General features: G+C 45.3%; 15 protein-coding genes. All 15 read right to left on the minus strand.

What is annotated here, in order from left to right; genetic code table 11:
- Window positions 1-444 precede the first annotated feature (444 nt).
- A complete protein-coding gene (pgsA, locus tag ACODJP_RS13015; protein WP_422482206.1) occupies window positions 445-1041 on the minus strand; it encodes a CDP-diacylglycerol--glycerol-3-phosphate 3-phosphatidyltransferase in 597 nt (198 codons plus the stop codon).
- A gap of 1 nt (window position 1042) precedes the next feature.
- Window positions 1043-2557, minus strand: a complete 1515-nt coding sequence (locus ACODJP_RS13020; protein ID WP_422482208.1) for a carboxypeptidase M32 — start codon at window positions 2555-2557, stop codon at window positions 1043-1045.
- Window positions 2558-2569: 12 nt separating this feature from the next.
- Entirely contained in the window at window positions 2570-4321 is a 1752-nt protein-coding gene (thrS, locus tag ACODJP_RS13025; protein ID WP_422482210.1) for a threonine--tRNA ligase, read from the minus strand.
- A 473-nt stretch (window positions 4322-4794) separates the two neighbouring features.
- Window positions 4795-5298 (minus strand): GAF domain-containing protein, encoded by a 504-nt coding sequence (locus tag ACODJP_RS13030; RefSeq protein ID WP_422482212.1) that lies wholly within the window; start codon window positions 5296-5298, stop codon window positions 4795-4797.
- Complete coding sequence (locus ACODJP_RS13035) at window positions 5291-6757, minus strand: monomeric [FeFe] hydrogenase (RefSeq protein WP_422482214.1); 1467 nt, start codon at window positions 6755-6757, stop codon at window positions 5291-5293. Before ACODJP_RS13035 ends, ACODJP_RS13030 begins: the two co-directional genes overlap by 8 nt.
- The gene (locus ACODJP_RS13040) at window positions 6744-7013 is read right to left on the minus strand and encodes a (2Fe-2S) ferredoxin domain-containing protein (RefSeq protein WP_422482216.1); all 270 of its coding nucleotides are present in this window, start codon (window positions 7011-7013) and stop codon (window positions 6744-6746) included. The genes ACODJP_RS13035 and ACODJP_RS13040 overlap by 14 nt, the downstream gene beginning before the upstream one ends.
- Before the next feature lie 22 nt (window positions 7014-7035).
- Window positions 7036-8229, minus strand: a complete 1194-nt coding sequence (locus ACODJP_RS13045) for a SpoIIE family protein phosphatase (protein ID WP_422482218.1) — start codon at window positions 8227-8229, stop codon at window positions 7036-7038.
- Window positions 8226-10079: a [Fe-Fe] hydrogenase large subunit C-terminal domain-containing protein gene (locus tag ACODJP_RS13050; RefSeq protein ID WP_422482220.1), complete on the minus strand. Its 1854-nt coding sequence runs from the start codon at window positions 10077-10079 to the stop codon at window positions 8226-8228. The genes ACODJP_RS13045 and ACODJP_RS13050 overlap by 4 nt, the downstream gene beginning before the upstream one ends.
- Window positions 10072-10335, minus strand: a complete 264-nt coding sequence (locus tag ACODJP_RS13055) for an NAD(P)H-dependent oxidoreductase subunit E (RefSeq protein ID WP_422482222.1) — start codon at window positions 10333-10335, stop codon at window positions 10072-10074. Before ACODJP_RS13055 ends, ACODJP_RS13050 begins: the two co-directional genes overlap by 8 nt.
- A 117-nt stretch (window positions 10336-10452) precedes the next feature.
- Complete coding sequence (locus ACODJP_RS13060) at window positions 10453-11097, minus strand: redox-sensing transcriptional repressor Rex (RefSeq protein ID WP_422482224.1); 645 nt, start codon at window positions 11095-11097, stop codon at window positions 10453-10455.
- Window positions 11098-11937, minus strand: coding sequence for an HAD-IIA family hydrolase (locus tag ACODJP_RS13065; protein ID WP_422482226.1), 840 nt, complete (start codon window positions 11935-11937; stop codon window positions 11098-11100).
- Complete coding sequence (locus tag ACODJP_RS13070) at window positions 11930-12841, minus strand: hypothetical protein (protein WP_422482228.1); 912 nt, start codon at window positions 12839-12841, stop codon at window positions 11930-11932. Before ACODJP_RS13070 ends, ACODJP_RS13065 begins: the two co-directional genes overlap by 8 nt.
- A gap of 65 nt (window positions 12842-12906) precedes the next feature.
- Window positions 12907-14214 carry a protein translocase subunit SecF gene (secF, locus tag ACODJP_RS13075; RefSeq protein ID WP_422482230.1) on the minus strand — a complete coding sequence of 436 codons (1308 nt, stop codon included), beginning with the start codon at window positions 14212-14214 and terminating at the stop codon, window positions 12907-12909.
- A gap of 2 nt (window positions 14215-14216) precedes the next feature.
- Window positions 14217-15941: a protein translocase subunit SecD gene (gene secD / locus ACODJP_RS13080; protein WP_422482232.1), complete on the minus strand. Its 1725-nt coding sequence runs from the start codon at window positions 15939-15941 to the stop codon at window positions 14217-14219.
- A gap of 27 nt (window positions 15942-15968) precedes the next feature.
- Window positions 15969-16484, minus strand: a complete 516-nt coding sequence (gene yajC / locus ACODJP_RS13085; protein WP_422482234.1) for a preprotein translocase subunit YajC — start codon at window positions 16482-16484, stop codon at window positions 15969-15971.
- Between the last annotated feature and the right edge of the window lie 182 nt (window positions 16485-16666).

Genomic DNA, 16666 nt, shown 5'->3' on the forward strand with positions numbered 1-16666 from the left:
TCTCGCGGCACCTGCTCTCCAGCCGGCGCCTCAAACGTTAGCTTTCACTTCGTTCGTGAATTGACTTGGAAGCCCTTACACTTCCTGAACAACTTTCGTTGTTCGCATTCTGACCAACAACCTTTTCAGGTAATCGTCGTCATGCATATCCTTCCTTCTCTTCTCTCATATCTCTGTCAAAAAACCAGCCATTCAGGCTCACGATCCAAGGAGTTATCCTTGAAGCGCTCGACCTTTATAACAGATTTCAATTCTTAGTGTCAATACTGAATTTCCACTATTTCTGATTTTCATCTGTCATTCGTCAAAACCATCGTGATTGTCGATACAATCTTGAACTGTTTTGCCTGAGCAACGAGGGGGATACTACCCGTTTTATACAAATACGTCTAGGGGGTTTTACAAAAATTTAAAAAAAATCTTGCAAAAACACAAAACTCATGCTTATCGGCTCAGATGAGACAATGCTCCATTGGTAAAGATAGAAACAAGATAGGTGGCGAAAGAGGCTAAAGATGCCAAGGCTGCCAACGCGAATACAACCAACAGCAGCGGTTCTGCCCACACCATCCAATCTGAACTTTCCATGATTCTTGATGCTGAAACATAGAGAATCCCTACAATTCCAGAAATCGCATACATCACTGCCTTGGACTTACCCCAGATATTTGCTGCGACCGCTTTACCAGTTCCCATCATCAACATCCGGAGAAAAACTATTGAGAATTCCCGCCACATGATTATGGCGAAAGCCCACACTGGCATTATCTGGACTCCAAGGAAACAGACAAAATAGGTCAATCGACTTAATGTATCCGCAAATGGATCCATAACCTTACCAAGATCGGTCACAAGATGATATTTCCTTGCAATAATTCCATCGAGAAGGTCTGAAAGTTCAGTAAGCGCATAGAGAATGATCAACAGTACGACTGAAAGAAGGTCCAACTCTCTTCCAAACCATTCAGGAAGAAAAAAAACAATGAAAAACAATGGAGCCATAATCAGCCTGCTGATGGTAAGCTTATTCGGTAAATTCATCTTAGAGACCCCCTACATATTTTTCGGTAAGATAATCATTGAAGTGTCGGGCATCCAAAGCTGATCCCGTGACCTTCAATAGCAGCTCCTTTGGTTTATATAAAGCCCCGAAGCGAAGGATCTGTGTATCCAACCACTCTCGGATAGGAGTGAAATCACCGGTAGATACTGTGTAATCTACATCAATATCCTTTTTCATAGTATGGAGAATTTGTGCTCCATACAAATTACCCAATGCATACGTGGGAAAGTACCCCAATTCACCCATTGACCAGTGCACATCCTGCAATACGCCTTCACGATCAGTCTGCGGCCGGATTCCCAAAAGCGAAACCATGGCATCGTTCCAAGCTTCAGGTAGATTTTGTACTGCCAATTCACCAGATAACAATTTCCTCTCCAATTCAAATCGTAAAATGATGTGGAGGCCGTAAGTTACCTCATCGGCATCGACACGGATACATGAAGGTTTGACAATATTGATGGCATCGACAAAACCATCTAATCCAATTCCCTCCAGTTGAATAGGGAATATGTCCTTAAATCGTGGAAAAAAATGGCTCCAGAAAGCCTTGCTTCGACCTATCATATTCTCCCACAATCGACTTTGGCTCTCATGGAATGCAAGAGACGCCCCATTGGCAAGACATGTTCCCTTTGTCATTTCATTGGAGGCACCCATCTCATACAGAGCATGTCCTCCTTCGTGGATAGATGAGAATAGCGGACTGGTAACACTGGGCTCGGTATATCGCGTAGTGATCCGGATATCATCAGCTCCTAGGCTAATTGTATACGGATGAGCAGAAATACCAGAAATACCCCGATTCCAATCAAAGCCCATGGCATCAAGAACAACTTTTCCAAAAGAGGCTTGCTTATCCTGTGCATAGGTACTATAGAGAAATGTATCATCTATATTGCGCCTAGCATCACCTAACCGATCCAACACGACATGAATATCCCGTTTCATTTGTGTGAATAAAGAATCGACTTCAGCTGTAGTTGTTCCTGGTTCGAATACATCGAGAAGAGCATCATATGGATCATCGCTGTATCCATAACGGGAAGCTTTTTCTTGTACCATTGCGATTATCGAAGTTAGAGTCTCTTGATAAATGGAGAAATCATTCTCTTCCCGCGCCTTAGCCCACACATGGTGGGCTTTCCCTGTGAGTTCAGAAAATTTTTGCACAAAATCGCCATCCAGTTTCCTGTCACGGTTCCATGCCCGAAAATAGTTCCGCACAATGCCTCGGGAACGATCATCCAAAGATTCATCACCTTCATCGTCTGACTCAGAAGCACCTAAAGTCGAAAGAAGCTCTCCCATTTCATCTGAAGAAGTCAGCTCGTATATCTTTCTATCAATCAAACCGAGCTGTCTAGCCCGCTCCTCAGACCCCCCGGATGGAATTACATCCTGGTCCCAGACCAGCACACCATTAATGTGAGAAAGAAGAACCACTTCCCTATCGATCTCTTCCAGTCTCTTCAATGCGTTTTGTAACAACATAGGGCATCCCACCTACAACGACTGCTTGGTGCCAATACGCTCATGGAGCATTGACACATAAGCCGAGAGCTCTATCCCGTTCTCTTGCTTCCCGTCTCTATATCGTACAGAGACAGCCCTAGCCTCCTGTTCTCGTTCCCCAAGAACTAACATATGGGGAACCTTCATTTTCTGGGCATTACGGATCTTTGCATTCATCCGATCATCGCTATCATCCAAATAGACTCTGATACCTTGTGATTTCAATTCTTGGAGCACTTCATTGGCATAGCCGTTAAAGATTTCAGAGACCGGGATCACACAGACCTGTTCAGGAGCGAGCCAGAGGGGGAACGCTCCAGCATAATGCTCGAGAAGTACCCCGAAGAAACGCTCAATGGAGCCAAGGAGAGCTCGATGAATCATGTAAGGTCGTTTTTCGACTCCATCGGAATCTACAAAAGTCATATTGAAGCGTTCAGGCTCATTGAAATCGAATTGGATGGTAGACAATTGCCACTCCCTACCAATAGCGTCCTTGATTTTCAAATCGATCTTTGGTCCATAGAATGCACCACCACCTTCATCGACTCCATATTCCAACCCTTCTGCTTCGATTGCTTTTCTGAGCGATTCAGTCGCCGCATCCCAACGTTGTGGTTCTCCGACGCTTTTTTCCGGGCGAGTTGAGAGATAGGCTCCAATCTCCTCAAACCCAAAAGAACGGAGCATAAACAGGGAGAAACGCAACACTTCGCGGATCTCTGCATCCATCTGTTCGGGAGTGCAGAAGATATGGGCATCATCCTGGGTAAATCCGCGAACTCGGAGAAGTCCATGTAGCGCCCCAGCCTTTTCATAGCGGTAAACAGTTCCTAACTCAGCCCAACGGAAAGGCAAATCACGGTACGAATGCTTTGAATTGCGATAAATCATAATATGAAAAGGACAGTTCATAGGCTTTGCATAATAGTCTGCCTTATCCATCTCCATAGATGAATACATGCTTTCCTTATAAAATCCAAGATGTCCGGAAGTCTCCCAAAGCCACGCTTTTCCTACATGGGGAGTGTATACCATTTCGTACCCATTGGCGTAATGTTGATCCTTCCAGAAATTTTCAATCGCCATACGAATACGTGCGCCTCTGGGATGCCAATAGACCAGACCGGGGCCTGCCTCTTCGTGGAAGCTGAACAGGTCAAGTTCCTTTCCGAGCCGGCGATGGTCCCGCTTCTCGATTTCCTCGAGTTTCTGGAGATAGAGCCTAAGATCTTTCGGATTTGTCCAAGCTGTCGCATAGATACGGGTAAGCATTGGATTGGTCTCCTTCCCTCTCCAATAGGCACCTGCAGTGTTCAGTAATTTGAATGCTTCAGGATTGAGCTCCTTGGTGGATTCCACATGAGGCCCTCGACAGAGATCTGTAAAACCACCTTGATTGTAGAGAGAGACCTCCTCATCGGCTGGGATGGCATCAATCAACTCTTGCTTGTAAATCTGATCAGAAAACATTTTCTTTGCCTCATCCCTTGAGACTACAATTCTTTTGAATTCCTTATCTTCTTTTATGATCTGCTTCATCCGCTCAGTTATTTCGTCCAGATCTTCTGGTGTTAAAGCCCGTGGAAGATCAAAATCATAATAGAAACCGTTGTCAATTGCTGGACCGATAGCAATTTGTGCCGATGGAAACATCTGCAAGACTGCTTCTGCCATAACGTGAGACATCGAATGCCGTACACGATCCAGTCTCTCATTCGCATTCTCTTTATTCTTTGCCATATCAACTCCTCATGCCCCTTAGGGCTTCTATCCGTATGTATAAAAAGACCTCCACAGTCTTGTCCTATCCAACGTACACCCTCGGCGCACGATTTGGTAAGGACGAGAACATGGAGGCCATGTTTCCGCGGTTCCACCTTACTTCCCATAGCGATACAGTCACATCACTATGAGCACTCATTTCATCCTTGTTCGCCAGGACATACGGCAAGCCTACTTGGTAATATTACTGTTCGACTCACAGCTCCGGAGTGGTTTTCATCGACAACCGACAGACATCTCACACCCAACCGGAAACCCGGAAGGACATCCTCTCACAGACGGTTTGGTCCGATTACTCGTCTCCTTCTCAGCTACTAGACCAATAGTGTGGATGATTTGAAATAATGTCAAGCGGACACTTGGGTTAGATTTTTGATTTTGAGGAAACTTCCCAATGATTGGGAATTTTCTTTCAACGCGAAACCATTAGTCTAAGGATAGATGCGACTGATGATATTTGCGGCATCTTGAAAGAACTGGACATCCATATCTGTGAACCTATTAATGGTTGGGCTATCCACATCGAGAACTCCTACGACTTCATCATCAATAAAGAGCGGAACTACCACTTCACTCCTGCTGTTCGCATCACATGCTATATGACCAGGGAAAGTCGTTACATCAGCTACTACTATAGTCTTTTTTTCTTGCCATGCAGTTCCACAAACACCTTTCCCCTTTGTGATAGTGACACAGGCTGGAGCTCCCTGAAAAGGTCCAAGAACCAGCCTAGATTCTCCAAATTGATCATCAACCAGATAAAATCCTAGCCAGTTGATGTCATGCAGATACCACGTCAGAAGCGCACTCGCATTGGAAAGCGAAGAAATTCTTCCAAGAAAAGAAGAGTCCCTGTAAGTTACTAAGGATTCCAATTGATCCAAGATCTCGACATTATCGAATGAATCCTTCACCTTTTCCAATGGCTCAAACATGCTTTTTATCTCCCAAGGGTTTAGTCCCCACTGTAGCTACATTGGCACCTTGACGCAAGCGGGTAGCGATCTTGGGATTCACCAGGACGCCTGGCCCCGCAAGACAACCGCCTTCACAGCACATGACTTCCACGAGATCAGCTTCAGGAGGCCGTTTTATCCAAGTCTTCATGAGCCGAACGGTCTTTCTATCAACACCGTTGATATTCATAGTTCGTACTGATTCGTTTGAACGACGAATCACAGCATGGGCAACCCCAGAGGGAAGTGCGAATTCACGACAATCCGCATAGAGAGACTCGTCAGTGTAAGGTTTTGCAACAACCATTTCCTTAACATCGATATCACGTGCAACGAACAGTGTAGCCAGCTCAGCGAAAGTCAGGACCGCATCAATCGATGCTATATTGGCAGCCTCCACTTTTTTTGCAATACACGGCCCAAGAAACACCTGTCTTGCTCCTGGGAATCTCTCAGAACACATCTGTGCGGTATACCCCATAGGAGAAAGAGCCTTTGAACGTAATGGGCCAAGTGACGGTATATGAGTATCAACCAGTTGCATATAAGCAGGGCAACAACTGGTGGTCATGAATTTCTCACCCTCCTTCAGTCGTAGTTGTACCTCTTTGGCCTCATGTCCGGCGGTAATATGGGCTCCCTCGGCTACTTCAACGACATCATGAAATCCCAAAGCCAACAATCCTGCTTTGATCTGACCTAGGGATCCGGGAAATTGGCCTTCAATGGCTGGAGCAATCATCGCCACTACCCGTTCTTCTTCCTGAAGCATTCTTGCCACGTGCATCACGGCACTCCTCTCGGCAATAGCCCCAAATGGACACGACCGGGAGCAATGACCACAATTAATGCACTTGTCTCGGTCGATCTCCACATATCCATCGGCATTTTTATGGATAGCATCTACAGGACATACGGACTCACAAGGAACTGGAACATGAATTACGGCATGGAACGGGCAAACGTCGAGACATTTTCCACATTTTATACATCGTTGTTCATCAATTTTGGCTTTTCCATCAATGAAAACGATTGCCTCCTTTGGGCAATTAGCAAGACATGGTCGGGCAAAACAACCTCTACAGGAATCGGTGATGCGGTATTGTTCATCTGGACAACTGCTACATCCAGGTGTAATAGTGGTCAAAGTAGGTATCGGGTTATTCTCGCTTGCGAGTGATTCCTTGGCATACGAAGCTAAACTCTTGCATTCATCATCATTACGGTCGATATCGACACCCAACAGTGCCATGATTCGATAACGGACCATTGCCCGCTCTTTATACACACAGCAACGGTTGGGGTCCCTGTCTCGTGGAATTATTCGAATGGGAAGTGTGTCGATATCCTCTTCCAATTTTCCTGAAAAGTAGGCTTTCAATACCTCGGATGCAATTCTACGCTTCATCAAAGTATACTGATTGTTAATTTCGAGCATTCACAGCCTCCCAAAGTAGTTCAGCTAATTTACTTTGTGTCACATTTGGATGCACAATTCCTTCAATTTCAACAAAGGGTGCTTTCCAGTTCGGATCATCAGTCTTACATTTGCCAAGACACGAGGTTCCTTCTATATCGCACAACCCCAATAGTTGCGGATCAAGAAAATCTTCATAGAGAAGTAAATCGGCTCCTCCTTGGACAAAACATGCTGTACCCACACAAATTTTCACTTCTACTCGCTTCTGTCCCATTACACCCCTCCAAAATCCATGATTAGATATATTCTAATTCAGTCTCTTTCAAATACTGGTCTTCCAAAGCCTTCCTGATCCTTCCAACGATAGTTCTCCGAATTCCAATTTCCACAGGAATATTGGGATCCTGATGAGCTTCATTGATCTTTGTTCCTACAATGAAAGATACTTGGTCACTATCGAGCAATATAGAAAGATACCTTCTTACAGCGTCGTTTGGCATCGTATTAAGGGGCGTCTTCTGCTCCAACGCAAAGGCGACTTTTCCCAGCGTCAACATACCCTCAGTGACCAAGTCAACCCCTTCCATGATAGAAGCAGGAGGCACCCCTTCAGACCAAGAAGAAAGATCGACTCTCACACGTCTTTCGAGAATTCGAGAGACTATCTGTGCAGTCGTACCACCAGAAACGATTCGTTTCCCATTGAAGCGATTGATCCTATCAGCCAGATCCTCGTCCCGTTCTTTCTTATAGGGAGGACCTGTGACTATCAACGTCTTACGTGGACGCCGTACATACACGACAGCACAAGTTATATCATCCTTTGCGGCCATTCCATCTAATGCAAAAGCTTTTCGTGTAATCGTTGCTGACAGCTCACGTGAGGAGATGTCGGGGTTCGTTCGCAGGATTTCCTGGATATATCCAGAGACACCAGAGAGTCTCCAGCCTAAAGGATATCTTGTACCCATACCTGATTGTGTAACCCCATCGGTGAATATGATCAAACGATCCCCCATTTTGAGCTGGAATAGGGATTGCCTTATAACCTCTTCCTTGAAGGCGCCTTCACGCTTGAGATCAATATTCTTAGCCTCAATAGCAACTTTTGAATCAGCGGAAAAATGTAAAGCAGGTGGATTGTCATACTCCACTAGTTGGACAGTGATGGAATCCTCGTCTCCATACCGGATATCAGCAATAGTAAAGGTGGAATAGCTAATTTTCCTTTCACTACATACAGGCAAGGTATTCATGATGATTTTCGCAGACTTTGTCAGATGCATGGGACTGAATGAGAGTTTATGAGCCATATGAGCAGTAAGATTTGCCAAGACATTAGCCTTCACTCCACTGCCGAGCCCATCGGAGAGCGTACAGACTATCTGGTTTGATTCCACATTCTTCGACTGGAGAAAGACATCTCCCCCAATCTTCTGCCCCCCCTTGTATGTCTGGTGATAGTCCACATCAAGAAATATTTCCTTCACTGTTGCGTCCTTTGGTCTGAATCGGGAAGAAAACCATCTGCCGAGGAACTATCTGGGACTTGGAACGCATCAATCAGTGAATTCAATGTAATCTCTGTCTCCGCAGCATTCTCTCCAAGCAAGGAAGCTATCTGCTGGACTGTCTCCAAACTTTTCTTAATGACAGCATCGGCTTTCTTTACGACCGTTTCTCGTCTTATGGTAGGGGTTGTTATATCTTGGAACATTGCTCCGACCAAACGATGGTTCTCAATCGTAAAGAAAATGACCTTCAGGTACTTTCCTTTATAATGAAGCCGATACTGTCCTGTCTTGACTGGATTCTTGAATTGTTCAGAAAATTCGCCATGGAAGGGAACAAATCGATGGAGAGGCAATCCGACCACCCGCTCAACCGCCACACTTCCCAAATCACTATCCAGGTCAGCAAATAATGAAAGGAATGCACAATTACAGTCTGCTATCCGTAACTCCCGGTCTACAATGACCACACCCATGGGTAAAGTCCTCAGTAGCACATCTATCTTACTTTGAGCCAATTTTCTCATTTTAGTCACGCACATTTCGGGTTCTGCCATCCCTTCCAGAAATGCTACAGCCATATCCCTACAAGAATTGTAGCCACAGCCTCCACAGTTCAACTCATCTCCCAAAGAAGTCTTACCCATATCAATAAGTGCTTTGGTAATAGCCTCTTCCGTAAGTAATTTTTGTTTAGGGGGCAATATTGGTTGTGCCTTATGTTCTCCATAGGGACCGATATTGAGTAACCCATACCCCATGTCGACAATTTCTTGTACATACGACGCTGGGGGTATGAAAACTGGTCTAGAAGCCTTGATTCGGGCTTTCGTGAATTGTGAAGCTTTTGCTTTGCTCACTGCAGAGGACCTGAAGTTGGCTTTGCCCGGACCGTTTATACAGCCACCTTCACAGTTTAGCAGCTCTAGGAATGGCATGGATTCCGTTTCGGGGGCATGCTGCAGATCCATAAGCGTTTCGGTAACAAATTCTACACCCGATACCGAGACCGCCCTATCTTGGAAGACATCCTTCCCTATACCAAATGTTGCAACCATCCCCCCTTCTACAGGATAAAGCGTGCTCTCGCCGGCTTCGGCAGGAACCAACTGGCCAACAGTTTCCTCTGTTATGCCATGTTCTTGAATGGCCTTTAGATCAAGACCTTCTTGATCAAACCAGGTTCTCAACTCACGGAATGTCAATGCGACATCCGGAAAGCCTGGACTTTGATCTGCCTCCACTTTTTTTGCTATACACGGACCAATAAAGACAATTCCGATGTCATTGCCATAGAGCTGCCTAAGATAGGCACTATGACACTGCAACGGTGAAGGGATTGGAGCTAGATCCTTTATCAATTCCGGATGATACCGATATACCAACTCAACTACCGATGGGCAGGCAGTAGATATCCATGACCTACCAACATCCTTCTGCATATGACAATCGATAGCAGCAGAGACAAGGGAAGCCCCGATAGCAGTCTCTGAGATCGCTGAGAACCCTAATTTTCGTAAAGCGACCATCACCGCTTCAGGAGTTTGGGAAAATTCGGAAGCATACGAAGGTGCTAAGGACACGAAAACCTGATCCCTAGATCGTAATAGCTCTCTTGCGACCTCTACATCGTTACGGATTTTCTTTGCATGAGAGGGACAAGTATCGACACACCTACCACAGGAGATGCATCGATCCCTCACTACGACAGCACGAGCTTCTTTTACTTGAATCGATTTTACGGGGCAAGCCCGAACACATTTGTAGCAATCCCTACATTCGGTAAGTTCGGTATAGATGGGGTAAAGCTTTGCATTTCCATTACCCATTGGAAGTCTCCAGATTCTTGAGGGCTTCCTGGACCAAAGAGACAACGGAATCGGGATTTACGTTCTGATGTAAGGTTCCACCAATTTTTATATTAGGGCCGCCAGAGCAGGTCCCAAGACATAGATGTCCAGTAATATCAATACGCTCGGCAAGATTGTGTTTCTCGATATACGACTCCAGAAATCCGAGAGCCTTGGCGTTTCCTCTTGCAAAACAAGAACTTCCCATACATAGTTCAACAGTCAGATTGTTCATGTAAAAAAGGATAATAAACTATCGATAAAAAGTCAATTAATATCCCCCTAAGTGTATTTAGATAATACATTGAGGGGGATTATTGTATTATAATGTTCTTATTTTCACATTATTAAACTAATCGAGTTCTTGACAACCACATCCATCAGGTGAACGACGGCATTTAGCTGATAATACTGCAAAACTAGTGGCAAGATCTGTCCGTTGCAAGACGATAGTCTCAGGAAGACGAAGATCCTTCGGGGCAAAATTCCAAATTGCCCTTATCCCCGCTTCTACCAACCGATCAGCAACATCCTGAGCAGCTTCCGAAGGCACGGTAATTACAGCGATATTGATACCATGACGTTTCACATAATTTTTCATTTCATCCATAGGCAGTACTGTCGTCTTTCCGATAGGTCTACCAAATTTTTCAGGATCCTTGTCAAATACGGCGACAATCCGTAATCCATAACTAGCAAAACCTTCATACCTAGATAGTGCAACACCAAGATGCCCAGCCCCTATCAGTATAGCATCAGTAGTACTGTCCCACCCAAGGTTTTGAACGATAGCCAGAATCAACGCATCGATCTCGAATCCGACTTTTGGACGACCTTCAACACCAGTTCCGGCCATATCTTTCCGTACTTGAATAGGTGTTAAACCCAGTTCTCCAGCCAGCTTGGTGGCAGAAACCCACTGCATGCCCTCTTCCTTGTATTGCTGTAAGAGTCGAAGGTACGACGGGAAACGCTTGATTGTTGGGATTGAAATCATCTACTCCTCCTGAGTTTTAGTTAGTTGGTCTGGAACCAATGTCCCAACCGAATCGAGAACCAATAGTGGCCTATAGGCAAATCTTGCCGGAGTCTCTTTGTCTGATACCCCAGATAAGACGAGGACCGTGTCTATTCCACTTTCGATTCCACTTACCACATCCGTATCCATACGATCTCCAATGATCGCAGTATCTTCACGCTTGCGTTCCAAACGTTTCAGTGCTTGTCGCATCATAACAGGATTCGGTTTCCCGATAAAGTAGGGCTCAACACCTGCTGTTTTAGCTATGGGCAAAATTAGAGAACCTGTTGCAGGAACTATTCCTCCCTCGCTCGGGCCTGAGGTATCGGGATTCGTGCCTATCAGCCTAGCCCCGTTTCTTACCAAGCTGACAGCCTTGATCACTGTCTCATAATTATAGGTTTTAGACTCTCCTACCACGACATAATCTGGATTTATGTCATTCATGGAGTAACCGACCTCATATAGAGCATTGATGAGACCAGCCTCTCCAATAACGTAGGCAGTGCCTAGAGGTACTTGCGAGGCAAGAAATCCTGCCGTAGCCAATGCAGAGGTATAGAAGTGGTCTACATCGAGTTCCATCCCTAGCCTACGCATCTTCAATTTCAATTCCAATGGAGAACGTTCGCTTGAATTGGTCAGGAAGAGAAATCGTTTGTTCTCCTCCTTGAGCCAATCGATGAATTTTTTTACACCGGGTAATAGCCGGTTACCATGATAGATTACACCATCCATGTCACATATAAATGCTTGTTTGCTCCGAATCTGCTCAAGGAATTGCTCAGAAGAACAGTAACTCTGATCATTATTCATCACTTGCTCCCGATTTCAATGCGTCATATACGGCGTCGATATCTTCAGGCGGAGTTGATGTTCCAGCGGTAATTCCAACACGCTCATAAGTAAACACCTCCTGGGGAATCTCCCTCGCATCTTCGATATGCCAAACAGGTAAACCATTCTTTTCCACAACATGCACCAAAGCCATAGTATTGGCACTCATCTTCCCTCCTATGACAATAACTGCATCCACCTTTGTACACAAGATATTTATTGCTTCCAACCTACGGGAAGTAGTAGGGCATAATCGATTCCCCATCTGCAAACGAGTTCCATACTTGGCTTCCATATGGCCCTTTAATAAGTCGTATTGGATTATTGGAAAGGTAGTTTGAGTCATGAACATCACGGTCTCATTACCAAAAGAGGGCAAATTATCGACATCCTCAACTGTTTCTATGACAGAGACTGGGACGATCTCTTTATGGGAGTTCCATACATGGGAGAGCGCATCGACTTCACTATGTCCAGGTAAGCCTGCGATTACAACATGCCAATCAGGATTACTGGTCCTGATGATTCGCTGTGAGTAGGCAACCGTTCCACAGGTACCGTCCAACAACTTGAATCCTGCCTCGATGAATTCAGCTCTCAAAGGATCTCCGATACCATGTGCCCTAATCAGCGCAACCCCTGGACGGTTATCTTCGGGTCGATCAATATGTTGCATACCCGCATCGGCAAAACGTTTTACAACATTTGGATTATGGATAAACCACCCGATTGAATAGGCAGGAAGATTGTTCTCCTTCGCGATACGAAGACATTCTTGGGCAATCTCGATTACGTGGGCTACACCATTGCAATAACCCATGATAAGCGATTTCTCTATTACCAAAAGCTCCTCCAACAAAACAACCTTATAGGAAATAAGCAAGCCGCCAGCGTAGAGTTCCTACGAGGCGGCCGAGCTTGCTTTGCAAAACGAACAAATACTTCCTTCTACTTCTTCTGCTTTCGCTTGCCCTTCAACTTACGTTGGGCAGAAGGAATCTCAACCTCTTCCACTTCTGTAGCATCTGCAGGAACATCCTTTGCTGGTACTTCTTCGTGTTCGACAGGAACAGCATGACCATTATTCTGCTTCTTGGTAATCCAAAGCAAGAGCGATGGTGCAAGGAAGTTACAAGAGTATGCTCCAACAATAATACCAAAGACCATTTCGATGGCAAACAATTGAATTGCACCGGAGGCAAGAATCGCCAATGGAAGAATAGCGAGTATGGTCGTCAGTGAGGAGAACAGAGTTCTCGACAAGGACTGAGATACACTGGTATCGATCAACTGCATCATAGGAAGCTCTTTCAACATCGGACGGTTTTCCCTGATACGGTCGAAAATGACGATAACATTATTCAAGGAATATCCAATTATGGTAAGCAACGCAGCAATCGTAGTACTGGAGACTTCCAACCTAAACAGCGCGATAAAACCAATCAAAAGGAATGTATCATGCACCAAGGTAATTATGGCTGCCAAAGCATATGCAAGTTTGAACCGGAACCAGATATATAGAAGAATCAAGGCAATAGCTACAATGACAATCAAGATAGAACCGGATACGAGTGTTGAGGAATATTTTGGACCAACGAAGTCAGACTGTAGTATAACAACGTCATCTTCGCCAAAACTTTCCGCAAGGGCGTTTCCAACTTGATTGGAAATCTCTTCCTCACTCAAATTGTCGTCATTAGCCATTCTTAACTGAAAAACCTGACGATAGTCATCACCAACAACTTGGACCTGAGACCCTTCACCCAATGCTTCACGCATCTCATCTATCGATATGAATGTGGAACCTTCACTATTGGCACTATTCAAAATAAATGGAGTCGTCGACAATGTGGCAGGAAGGCCAAACCCTGTTATAAGATTGGCAGTCGGGAGTGATGTCTGTAAGGCTACAGCCGATACACCTTCAACAGAACCGTTGATAGCGCTGGCTAAGTCTCCAATGCTCGGGTACTCTGAAGGTGTAAATTCGACATACCGAGATCCTGCCGAATCCCGGGAAACAAGAGTCACCATTCCCCCGGTTACATTGAGAGTAACCGAATCAGATCCTTCATAGGTAAGGGAGATTGCCGCTGGAGCAATTTGGACACGCTGTGAAAAACCACTCTGGAAATCAATCCCCAGATTGAATCCTCCAAATGCGATATAGGAGACCAAACCCACCAACAATAGGAGTATGGAAACGACTACCGAAACAAATCGAAACTTTGTGATAGGATAAATCTTCTTAGCCATAATTACTTCCTCCTCCAGCCAATGCTCAGCCGAGGATGTTTACCGGAGAGGGATGCATCGTACATCAACTTCACCACAAACAGCGCATTGAACATCGAACTCACAATACCGACTGCGAGTGTATTCGCAAATCCCTTGACAGAACCCGATCCAAGTTGTGAAAGTACCAGGGCAGCTATTATGGTAGTGACATTGGCGTCCATAATTGTCCAGAAGGCTTTAGCGAAACCGGCCTTAACCGACGCCTCAGCACCTTTCCCATAGGACAACTCTTCCTTGATCCTTTCCAGGATAATTACGTTGGCATCCACAGCCATACCTACTGTCAACACAAGACCAGCAATACTGGTGAGTGTCAACGTAAGATTGAATGCGGACAGTACCGCCAATAAGATAACAAGATTAAACAGAAGGGCGATATCGGCAATGATTCCGCTTCCCTTGTAGATTACTACCATGAAGACAAACACAAGAGCCAAACCTATAAGGATGGCGATCAATCCAGCCTGTACAGTATCTTCACCGAGTGAAGCTCCAACACCCTGCTGGCTGACAACAATCAACTCAATCGGCAAGGCCGCAGTCTTCAGAACGATAGAGAGGTCTTGAGCTTCTTCGACGCCAAACCCGGTTATTTGTACACTATTCCTGATGGGCTCAGTAATAGTTGCCATGGCCTTGACTTTTCCATCCTGCACAACAGCCATCAGCTCACCAGTATTCGTAGAAGTGAGCTTATAGAACAACTCACCACCAGTTGAATCAAGTTCAAAATTGACAGTCGGTTGCCCTGTTATAGGATTTGTACCAACAACCGCATTTGCGATATGGATACCATCAAGTCCGATCTCTTCATTTAAAACCACGTAACTGGAAAGCTCATCCAAACCGTAATCATCATTTATATAATAGGCAGTTGCGACCTTTCCAGCAGGCAAGAACTCAGGCTGTTTGATCTGACCACCATCGGTGTAGACCTCCCCAGGGTTCTCAGTGAAATAAGCATTCAACTGATCGGTAAGAGCTTGATCGACAATCTGGAAAGTAAGGGACCCTTTTCCGCGGAGGAAAGAATTTACCCGTTCAGGATCGGCTGCTCCAGGAATTTCTATGAGAATCTGGTCGGAGCCTTGTATACGAATATCGGGTTCGGTGACTCCAAACTGGTCGATACGCTCATTCAGGATAGCAATATCTTCATTCAAGAGCGCTGTAACATCGGCTCCACCAAGGCGTGTGCCAGTCTTGGCTTCATAGGCTTCAGTATCAGCTTCAAGCAAAATACTCATACCACCACGTAAGTCCAAACCAAGCTGTAGAACATTTCCGCTCAAGGTCTTAATTTCGACCAACTCCGATCGGTAATGATTTTCCAGGGTATCGAACAGATCCTGTTCGTTGTAGAAGCCCCTGAATACAGCTTCAACTGTCCAATCGCGCGGGACATCGCGCTTCATGGCCTTGTAATTATCCTTGGCTATTGGCAATAGGAACTTATACTCATTCGGCAACGCTGTCGAAGGATCGGAAGCAATCAATGAATTGAGCTCCCTCAAATCCATTGTGGCTTTTCCTTGTGCGTACTCCCGAATCTGGACCATTGAGCCAGTCGCAAGATCTTTGGTCTCCTGCGGTACGAATCCGTACCATTTGACGGTGGGGAAAAGGAAAATCCCACATACCACCGCCACCAGGAGAACGATGAACAATCGCCCTCGTTTTTTCATGATGCTCTCCGTATGATATCGATGTCTTTACTTGGTCTCTTTATTGTCGGCGCCCTCTTCGGTACCAGCGGTTGTCTCTTCAACTACCACAGCATCCTCAACAGGTTCAGCCGGCTTTTTGGAAGTGCTTTTTTTCTTCTTTACAGGAGCTTCCACAGTCTCTTTCTTAGCATCGGCCTTGGCAGGTTTTTCTGCCTTGGCTGCACCAGCACTTTCAGCCTTCCTGTCTAGAATTTGGGCAATCGCGTTTTTAGAAAACTCAATTCTCGTGTTGTCATCGACTTTGACTACAACTGTAGTCTCCTTGACAATCACCACCGTGCCTCGAATACCACCGATGGAAACCACCTTATCACCCTTCTTCATGGAAGAAAGCATGTTCTTGGTCTCCTTATCACGTTTTTTCTGTGGTCTTATAATCAAAAAATAGAAGATTAAAATAATAAGACCGAACGTGATGAAGGTAGTGGTCATGGAACCGGTCGAACTCGCCGAAGTGGTTGCAGTCCCTTGGGTACCCAAGGTTGTCAGCAATGCATTCATACTAATATAACCTCACTCTAGGTTTTCGAAATTTTACGTACCGCTTAACGTACCACGTTACACTAAAGGTAGTCAAGTTTACCAGCTACCCCAAAAAATGGTATGGAAAGCACATAGAAACACATACGATGGTAAGTAAAACGGGTGGTCTCCAGGAGTTCTGGAAATCCACCCGCTAGGTT

Origin of the sequence: Pleomorphochaeta sp. DL1XJH-081, from assembly GCF_049310885.1 — a bacterium.
In the GTDB taxonomy this organism is placed as follows: Bacteria; Spirochaetota; Spirochaetia; order Sphaerochaetales; family Sphaerochaetaceae; genus CAYZJV01.

Coding starts and splice junctions, on each gene's coding strand:
- pgsA (WP_422482206.1), bottom strand. CDS start 1,041: ATGAATTTACCGAATAAGCTTACCATCAGCAGGCTGATTATGGCTCCA.
- ACODJP_RS13020 (WP_422482208.1), bottom strand. CDS start 2,557: ATGTTGTTACAAAACGCATTGAAGAGACTGGAAGAGATCGATAGGGAA.
- thrS (WP_422482210.1), bottom strand. CDS start 4,321: ATGGCAAAGAATAAAGAGAATGCGAATGAGAGACTGGATCGTGTACGG.
- ACODJP_RS13030 (WP_422482212.1), bottom strand. CDS start 5,298: ATGTTTGAGCCATTGGAAAAGGTGAAGGATTCATTCGATAATGTCGAG.
- ACODJP_RS13035 (WP_422482214.1), bottom strand. CDS start 6,757: ATGCTCGAAATTAACAATCAGTATACTTTGATGAAGCGTAGAATTGCA.
- ACODJP_RS13040 (WP_422482216.1), bottom strand. CDS start 7,013: ATGGGACAGAAGCGAGTAGAAGTGAAAATTTGTGTGGGTACAGCATGT.
- ACODJP_RS13050 (WP_422482220.1), bottom strand. CDS start 10,079: ATGGGTAATGGAAATGCAAAGCTTTACCCCATCTATACCGAACTTACC.
- ACODJP_RS13055 (WP_422482222.1), bottom strand. CDS start 10,335: ATGAACAATCTGACTGTTGAACTATGTATGGGAAGTTCTTGTTTTGCA.
- ACODJP_RS13060 (WP_422482224.1), bottom strand. CDS start 11,097: ATGATTTCAATCCCAACAATCAAGCGTTTCCCGTCGTACCTTCGACTC.
- ACODJP_RS13065 (WP_422482226.1), bottom strand. CDS start 11,937: ATGAATAATGATCAGAGTTACTGTTCTTCTGAGCAATTCCTTGAGCAG.
- secF (WP_422482230.1), bottom strand. CDS start 14,214: ATGGCTAAGAAGATTTATCCTATCACAAAGTTTCGATTTGTTTCGGTA.
- secD (WP_422482232.1), bottom strand. CDS start 15,941: ATGAAAAAACGAGGGCGATTGTTCATCGTTCTCCTGGTGGCGGTGGTA.
- yajC (WP_422482234.1), bottom strand. CDS start 16,484: ATGAATGCATTGCTGACAACCTTGGGTACCCAAGGGACTGCAACCACT.